Source organism: Methanosaeta sp. UBA458, from assembly GCF_002496085.1.
GTDB lineage: Archaea > Halobacteriota > Methanosarcinia > Methanotrichales > Methanotrichaceae > Methanothrix > Methanothrix soehngenii.
The window spans coordinates 1-8,831 of sequence record NZ_DAIK01000115.1 but is presented as its reverse complement, the minus strand read 5'-3'; the positions used below and the strand labels follow the sequence as shown (position 1 = coordinate 8,831).

At 46.0% G+C, this 8,831-nt stretch carries 4 protein-coding genes and 3 pseudogenes; 4 read left to right on the top strand and 3 right to left on the bottom strand.

The window, feature by feature from the left end:
• The 4 genes and pseudogenes from BP822_RS08470 to BP822_RS12985 form a co-directional block, all read left to right on the top strand.
• On the top strand, positions 1-619 hold a 619-nt coding region (locus BP822_RS08470), incomplete at its 5' end, for a hypothetical protein (protein ID WP_286878123.1).
• A gap of 46 nt (positions 620-665) precedes the next feature.
• A complete protein-coding gene (locus tag BP822_RS08465; protein WP_286878122.1) occupies positions 666-2,111 on the top strand; it encodes a tetratricopeptide repeat protein in 1,446 nt (481 codons plus the stop codon).
• Positions 2,112-3,140: 1,029 nt separating this feature from the next.
• On the top strand, positions 3,141-4,403 hold the full coding sequence (locus BP822_RS08460; RefSeq protein WP_013720734.1) for a tetratricopeptide repeat protein: 1,263 nt from the start codon (positions 3,141-3,143) through the stop codon (positions 4,401-4,403).
• A gap of 243 nt (positions 4,404-4,646) precedes the next feature.
• Positions 4,647-6,121 (top strand): annotated as a pseudogene (locus tag BP822_RS12985) (IS1634 family transposase); the annotation flags it as partial.
• 89 nt (positions 6,122-6,210) lie between these two features.
• On the opposite strand, the pseudogene istB reads toward BP822_RS12985, so the two are convergent.
• The 3 genes and pseudogenes from istB to BP822_RS08420 all read right to left on the bottom strand — a co-directional run.
• A pseudogene (gene istB, locus BP822_RS12895) lies at positions 6,211-6,983 on the bottom strand (IS21-like element helper ATPase IstB).
• Positions 6,980-8,224 (bottom strand): IS21 family transposase, encoded by a 1,245-nt coding sequence (gene istA, locus BP822_RS08425; protein WP_286878119.1) that lies wholly within the window; start codon positions 8,222-8,224, stop codon positions 6,980-6,982. The pseudogene istB and the gene istA overlap by 4 nt, the downstream one beginning before the upstream one ends.
• A gap of 345 nt (positions 8,225-8,569) precedes the next feature.
• Positions 8,570-8,831 (bottom strand): annotated as a pseudogene (locus BP822_RS08420) (radical SAM protein); the annotation flags it as partial.

Below are 8,831 nucleotides of genomic sequence, written 5' to 3'. Positions count from 1 at the left end.
ATTGGTGATGATAACAGGCCTCTCAAGCCTATCCCTGGCAGAGGATCCTGCAATTGCCGCCCAGCCTCCGAACCTGGAGGGCATCTGGACGATTAACCTGGGCAGCGAGCAGGTCACCATGATGATCCGCCAGCATGAAAGCCGTTTGATAGGAGCCTGCACTGGAAGCGACTCTGGACCCTGGAATGCGGTGGTAATGGGCTCGCTTGCCGGAAATGAGGTTGAACTCCAGACTCGATCTATTCGCAGCGGCAGCGGGCTCATTGTGGAGACGGCGATATTTGGAGACGCAGACGGCGAGACCATTCGAGGCAGCTTCCTGCGAGGAGATAGCCAGGGGAAGGTCTCCAGCGGAGAAGCTACAGGGTTCAAGATCAATCCGGATACATCACAATACAGACCTGCAGCCACAATTCTTGCAGACGCAATTGCGCCCTCGAGTCTGAATACGGAGACGATAGACGAATCCAGGGAAAAAGCCGAGGACCAACAAGCTTCCGGGGCGGACAAGAGCCGGTTTGTGGATGTCAAGTCCCAAACGGACAGGGTCTTTTACCTGGGATGGGCCTGGACTCCTGGAGAGGCCAGCGATAAGGCGGCTGTGAAAAATCAGATCTGAACGTCGTCTGAAATTTTTTTTGTTGCATCGAAAAGAGGTGAATGAATTGAACAAATGTCGAGTGGGGAAGAGACATAAAAACAGCAGGCTGTGGGCCGTTGCCCTGGGCCTGCTGGCACTGGCAGCATTATGCGTTTCTGCTGCAGCACAGGAGAATACCACAGATTACTGGATGGACAGAGCCAACGTGCTCATCCATAAAGACCTGGAAGAGGAAGCCGTTTTTGCTTACGATGAAGTCTTGAAGCTCGATCCAAAGAATGAGACTGCATTGCTTCGCAAGGCATCAACGCTATACACACTGGGAAAAGAGGACGAAGGGCAAAGGGCTTATGAGAGAGCACTTCTGCTAATGGAAGAAGACCTGAAGAACACTTCACAGAATGCTAAAGCCTGGCAGAATAAGGCCATAGCTTTGAGCGGTCTGGGCAGGAAAGACGAGGCCAAAGAGGCAAATGAAGAGGCTCTGGCCATCTTCAACCATAGCCTTGATAGGGATCCGGAGAATATCAGCCTCTGGAAGGGCAAAGCGGATGTACTGGCTTTCCTGGGCAGATGGGAAGAAGCCCTGCAGGCTTATGGCAGAGTGACAGAGATCGATCCTGAAGATTACGGGGCCTGGGGAAGAAAAGGCGAATTTCTTGGTATGATCGGAAGGTACAACGAATCCCTGCTGGCCTTGGATAAAGCTATTGAGACCATACCGGCAGATAATGATGAAGACATTCAAGCCTGGAGCCTTGCCAAAGTCGCAGTGCTCCACAGTTCAAACCAGATTGGAGAAGCTCTCAGCCTTCTTGATAACCTCTCGGATCTCTATCCACAGAACAAAAAGGCCTGGAGCCTTATGGGATATGATATGGCAAAGCTTGGCAGATACAATGAATCATTAGAGGCCTATGAAGAAGTCCTTGAGCTGGACCCAAAGGACGCTCAAGCCTGGAGCACCAAAGCTCGACAGCTTGTCGAGATGAAAAGATATGACGAGGCTCAAGAGGCGTTCGATAAAGCCATTGAGCTGATGCCGGGCGATGATCTCAAAGAGCTTGAACAGATCGTGCAGATCTGGCTTGACAAAGGAGATGCTCTAAACGAGACCGGCAATGGGGATGATGCTGGAAAAGCCTTCCAAAAGGCACTGGAAATCTCCGATGAAGCATTGTTGAACGATTCGAAACAGACGAGCTTCATGCTGTTGAAAGGCAACGCACTCTTCAATCTTGGCAGATACGATGAAGCTAGAGAGGCCTATGACCAGGCCATCAAGACAGCATCGCCAAACTCTTTCCATGTGCCAAGTGCCTGGATTGGCGAAGGCAAAGCTCTTTTGGCATTGGGCAGGAATGAAGAGGCTCTGGAAGCCTTCAGACAGGCCTTAGAGATAAATCCAACGCTAGTCGAGGCCTGGAAGGGCAAAGGAGATTCCCAGAAGGCTTTGGGAAGGGCCAGAGATGCAAGCCTGTCATTTCACGTGGCAGAGAAGCTGGGGTAATGAGGGGTGAACTCATTGAGGAAGATTCAGTCTTCCTCCTTTTATCTCGGATCCTTTTGGACAATATATCCTGATCTGACGAGAATCTTAATATCATCCGCAATAGTCATCTCAGGCGATGAAGAAGGTCTGCAAGGCTTTTCTCGTTTGGATTTGTTCGTAATCTCATCCTCGAACATCTCTTGATTGACTATCAAGTGATGGAGGATGCAGATAACCTTTCCAGCTAATGCGACGACAGCGACTTTGGCTCCGTAACTGCTCTTGATCCTGAAATAGAACTGCTTTCAGCTTTGAATCGGCTTTTGTCCTTGATATAGCATATGCGACCTTGAAATACCCTAATTTCAGCAGGAGTAATTGATGCGGAAGTCAATCCGATTCCAGGAATCGACATAGGCGATTGTGATATGTTCGCATGTACAGCATCCTGGATTTTTCCCTGATTGTCATTGAGCTTCTTTGAATGGATGTTGTCCAGAATATCCTCGATGCTCAATCCATTCAGTATGCCTCTGATTATGTAAATTCCTGATTTGCCGAAAATTAGCTTAAAAACCAGGTCCCCATCGTCTCTCCCTCAGGTCATTGAGGGGCGTGGATGGAAGTGCGGCAAGGAAGCTCAGAGATACCTTGGTGATCGATCAAAATTTATGAAAATTGTAAATTCTGTCTGCAGTGGAAGGATGAATAGGTCTTAATTTATCAATTGGACCTTTAATTGAAGCCTGATTTAGTCCAGATTTTACATCGCGATATTTGAGGATTCTATATGGAAATGTAAAAACTTCCAAAGTGTTCCGATTTTCTAATGTTGCTATCAGCCCTTGCCTAAATGCAGTTAATCTTAATCTGTGATATATATGGCCTTTTAGGCAGAACTCTGGCGTAATATTGGCAAGATTTATATTTGTTGAACATAACAACGTCAAATGCCGTATGTGGAAACGGCAGAGTAGGGTAGGATATGTGGAGAATGATCGGATTCGGTTACCTTATACAACATTACCTGAAAAGGAGGTTATTTTATTGAAGAAAAGATCAGTGAACATTAGGCAAATCAATAATAGGCAGCTAAAAATATTAGGGGCCAAATTCACTATTGGCTTGATAGCGATGGTTTTATTATGCATCTTTGCCTTGGCACAAGAGAACACTACGGAATATTGGTGTCAGAAAGGCCAAGAGTTGCAGGTAAATGGATCTTATGAGGAGGCTATTCAAGCGTACAATATGGCTATTCAAATAAATCCAGAAAATGCCGACGCATGGCTTGGTAAAGCCGGCATTTCCAGTCGCATTGATAAGCATGATGAGGCCAAAAGAGAGTATGAAATTGCTTTGGAAATCTTAAACAAACGTTTGGAGGAAAATTCTCAGAATGCCAGCGCTTGGATCAATAAGGGTGTGGCCCTCTCCTGCCTAGGGAGGGATATTGAAGCCTTTGAAGCTCGTGGGAAAGCACTGGAAATCTATAACCAGGCTCTTCAAAAGAATCCTAATGATGGCAATACATGGGAAAATAAAGCGCTTGTTCTCGTTGGGATGGGTAGGTGGGAAGATGCTGTTGAAGCCTATGACAAGGTTATTGAGTTTAGTCCCTCAAAGGCTGCATATGCCTGGATAGACAAAGCCATATGCTACTCTGAGGGTCTAAGCATGACCAATGAATCAATAGCGGCCTGGATCACGGCTGCTCAGCTTATACCCACTAGCGATATTAAGAATCAATCTACAATATGGAGCGGCATAGGCAAATCCCTTAGTACTGCAAGTAGGTATGAGGAGGCTATCAAGGCCTATGACAAGGCCATAGAGCTGAATTCAAAAGATGTAAGTAGCTGGCCAAATTGGTCTGGCAAAGCCTACGCGCTCTATGCGCTCGGTAGATATAATGAATCCATTAATGCCTTCGACATAGCCCTTGAAATGATGCCTGAGTTTCCCGATATCTGGGACTGGAAGGGCAATGCGTTGTTTCAGATAGGTAGATACGAGGAAGCCATCAAGGCCTATGACAAGGCTATAGCACTGAATCCAAAAGATGGAAGTGCCTGGAATGGCAAAGGTATGGTCCTTTATAATATGGGCAGATACGAGGAGGCCATTGAGGATTATGACAGGGCCATCAAATTTGCACCATTCAATGTAACTCCTTTAGCGGATTTGTATGCCAAGAATCTCTCCGCCACAGCATGGACAGGCAAAGGGAATGCCCTCAAAGCATTGGGTCGCCAGTCCGAAATGGAGGCAGCTTATTCAAAGGCCAAGGAGCTGGGGTATGCTGGCTAATACTACGGCCCAAAATTTATTTTTGAAGGACACCCTACTTGCTAATGGGTGACTCTGTTTGGTATATTAATCCCTTTGCAAAGGCATATGATTCCAATTTAGGGATTGGCTGACCTACTATCGGCTTTAGATGATGTTCAACCTACGTTCCGCACTTTTGGCTCGTGGTTTCTGAATTTCTCCTCTTATTATCAGAAACATTTTTAAATAAATATCCACTATGCTCTTCCGCAGGGATGTAGTGTGGATGCAGGCATCCAATCGTACAATATAGGTCATCTTGGAATCGTGGCTGGAATTTTGACGACTTGAAAATTGCTGAAGTGATAGATAGGGCCCTGCCAAAACAGGGTTCCAAGAACCTGCCTCATTCGATAACAACTAAAGCTATGATTCTCAACAGCTTAGGATTCACTCACCAAAGGTTATACCTGTTTCCCAACTTCTTCATGACGATTCCAACAGAAAAGCTGCTTGGAGAAGGCGTCACCTCCCTCTGCTCTCAACGACGATGTAGTTGGCAGGACACTTGATACGATTTATGAATACGGCGTGACTGAACTGAACTATTCAATGAGATCACTTTGCAGATCATGAAGACTCATCCTTTAGGAACACAGCTGATCCATGTTGATACGACGAACTTCAGCGTTCATGGCAAGTACGAAAATGATGCGCCGGATAGTACGGATTCGATAAGGATCACCTTTGGTCATGCCAAAGATGGCAGAACGGATCTGAAGCGTTTCGTTCTCGGTTTAGTAACAAACCAGTTTGGGTTACCATTTTTTACCGAGGCGTTCTCAGGAAACGAATCAGATAAGAAAAGCCTAATCAAGATGATCCAAAAAACACAGCAAGCGATCAATTTAGACGACAATAGATACTGGATCGTGGATAGCGCTTTGTATACAGAGGACAACATCAAACTTTTGGGAACAGATATGCAATGGATCACTCGTGCGCCGGAGACATTGGATGACATCGAACGGCTTCTTGATGCAGAACTGGATTTTACCCAAGGCACGGATCCTCGATATGCTTTCCATGTTTCTGATCTGAATTATGGCGGCGTTCCTCAGCGTGCTGTTGTTGTATGGTCTGAAGAAAAGCAAAAGAGGGACGAACAGACCTTCGAAGGAAGATCCAAAAGGAGACGATACTGGCTGAAAAGACCTCACGAAGCACATGGGCATAAAGTTCGCATGTGTCCCTGATGCTGAAAAAGAGGTAACAATCTGGACATCTACACATTTTCATCACCTGATCAAGAACCTAAATGTATTGTCGGTAGCTGAAAAGGTTGAGAAGCGACGGGGCAGGCCAAAAAAGGATGAGCCCCGTTAAGGTCCGCTTCAAAATTGAGGCTCAGATCGATCTGAACGAGCGAGGCTCTAAACGATGAACGCAAGAAGCTGGGAAGATTTGTATTTATCAGCAACGATACCGATCTTGATCCTGAGACCATGCTCAGATATTATAAAGGGCAGCAGACCGTTGAGCGCGGTTTTCGTTTCCTGAAGGATAAGTGCTTTCATGTTTCTGAAGTTTATCTGAAGAAGGAGGGAAGGATAGAAGCGCTATGCATGATCATGGCCCTCAGCCTTCTGATTTACTCTTTTGCAGAGTAGCGGCTCAGGGAGAGGCTCAAGGAATCGGGACTGACAGTTCCCAATCAACTCAATAAGCCCACGCAGCGGCCAACTATGCGCTGGGTGTCAACGCCGGGATAAAACTGTCCAATTATGGCGGAATAAAACTGTCCAGTTCTACTTAAGTCTTCTGCCCAGCCATATCTCAACGCACCTTATCCTGAAAAGCTCTGAGGAATTATCCCCTGCCTCTTGCGATCCTTAAGTCGATAGCTATCGCCTTTTATATTGACAGTAGTGCAATGATGGAGAATCCTATCAAGAATAGCCGCTGCAATGACATGATCTTTGAAGATGTCTCCCATTCGCCATAGGACTTGTTTGAGGTGAAGATAATCGAAGCTCTTTCATATCGCCTGGAAACGAGCTGAAAGAAGCAGTGAGCGCCAAAGTCATCAAACGGCAGATAACCCATCTCATCAATAATGATAAGCTGAAACCTCGATAGTTCCCTAATCATCTCTTCAAGTCTCTTCTCTCGGTCAGCTTTTGCAAGACGCTCGATCAGAGCTGAAGCGTTGGCGAATTGAACTCTGAATCCCGCCCCTGACAGCTTCAATTCCTAAGGCGATGGCAAGATGGGTCTTTCCCACACCAGGCGGACCTAGCAAGACCACGTTCTCTGCATTATGGATAACTTTAGAGATGCGATCTCATTGATGACACTCTTATCCAGAGACGGCTGAAATTCAAAATCGAAATCATCTAGCCTCTTCTCCATAGGAAAGCCCGCCTTTCGCGTTCTGAGAGCCAAAGACCGAGACTCCTTGCTTCTTAATTCCCGGTCCACCAGATAATCGAGGATCTCGATAGTTGATTTCTTCTCTTTAGCGGCGATCTCCAGATAGTTGTCGAGAACCGACTCAAAGGTCCCCAGTTTCAGGAGCTTAAGATTATGATGAAGTCTTTCGTATTCGAAATTTGTCATCTGCTATCTCCCTCACCAAGTCGATCATAAACAGAAAGCGGTCGATGCTCGACATCTGTGTCCACAAACTTAAGAATTGACGGATTACTATCTCGGAGCGTGCAGTTCTGCTTCAGGATCTCACTCAGAAGCCCTTTGAAGTGCTCTTTGACTCGCATCACTTTTCCATGACCAGGTTGAATCTCGTGAGTGCAGGTCTCATCAGATCCAACAATTATCTTAAAGGTCAAGTCAGAAATCTGCAATCGTGCGGTCATCCCAGCGTATCGATATGGAACAGAATAGAGGTTGCCCAGGTAAGAGACGAATGAGTCCCTGGAAATCTTTCGGCTCTCATCTCTGCGATTATGATAGGATGGAGCATTTCCGATCTCCTGGAGACCTTCCTGCCTAAAACGTTCAATCGGAATCTCATGGGTTGTGCCGTTAGGTATCGAGTTTACTCTGGACAGCCATTTCTGAAGCTGGGAGTTGAGATCAGTGAACGAAGTGAACCTGCCTCCCATGAAGAAGTCCTTCTTCACGAACCCCACAGTCCTCTCTATTTTCCCTTTGGTCTGAGGTCGATAGGGACGACACAACCGGGGAATGAAACCGTAGTGCTCGAAGAAGTCCTGGAAATGAGAATTCCAGGTGGAATCCGATGATTTTGGGGCTCGCTTCTTCACGATTTGCGTTATGTTATCATATAGAAGCTCTTGGGGATAACCTCCAAAATACCCAAACGCATTTATGTGGCACTGGATAAGGGTATAAACGTCTATTCGCAGAGTAAATTCGGCATATCTCATTCGCGAATAACCGAGAACCATGGTGAAACAGTAGAGTCTCCTTTTCTCCCCATCGATATCGATGTAACCACATTCTGCCCAGTCAACTTGAGCCTGAACTCCTGGTTTGGTCTCGTAGCGGTATATCGCCGGAACTCCAATCTCAGGCCGGACTTCACGCACGAAATCCTTTACAATTGTATACTTCCCCGTGAATCCCCTATCTTGGATCTCACGATAAATACGGCTAGCAGAAAGAGGGAACTCTTTGAGTCTATCAATTATGTATTCCCTGTGACCATCCAGTTTGCTCGGCTTTTTGGATCGCTTCTGGGGTAATGGGGGAACCTGTGAGTTCAGATACTTCCGCACCGTCACCCGGCTGTGTCCAGTCTGTCTGGCGATCTCGCTGATGCTCAATTCTTCGTTGAATAAATCTCGCAACGTGAGGAACTCCTCCATATCTATCATCCACATGACCCCTGGGTTTCAATCCAGGGAATTGGCAGGTGGACAATTTTATCCCGCCACTATTGGACACTTTTAGACCGCCATTGACATGGGTCTTCGAGATCTTTATGGGGGTAATTTAGGCGGTTGTTACATCAGGTGGGACGATAATCAAAGTCAGCGTCAATCTGACAGGTACGCAGATCACAATTCTAGCCTGATGGGCAGAGGAAGCGAAAATTATTATGGGATGAATTGAAAGTGCGGAAACCTCATGAGCCAGGACGAGGGCTCATGACCGAAGAATGAAAAAACCGATATGCAATTCGGTTTTTTCATAGGAATGTGGATTCAAAATTATTCCCATTATGACCACTTTCCCTCGCTTGGGTCATAATTACAGAGCATTTTTCCATCTAATTTTCCTGTTAAGCTCTCTTCTAAAGATCTGCAATCTGCACACGAATATCTAAATTCACAACTGCAGCATTTTTCTATTTTATCTAAATTTAATTCCCAGAAGTTATCTATTCTTTCCCATTCACTTTTTAGGACTGCATAAAGTTCTTTGTTGCTCACATTGCCAAAGCTATGACCCCGCATCATAGGAGGGTTTCGATTTAGCACC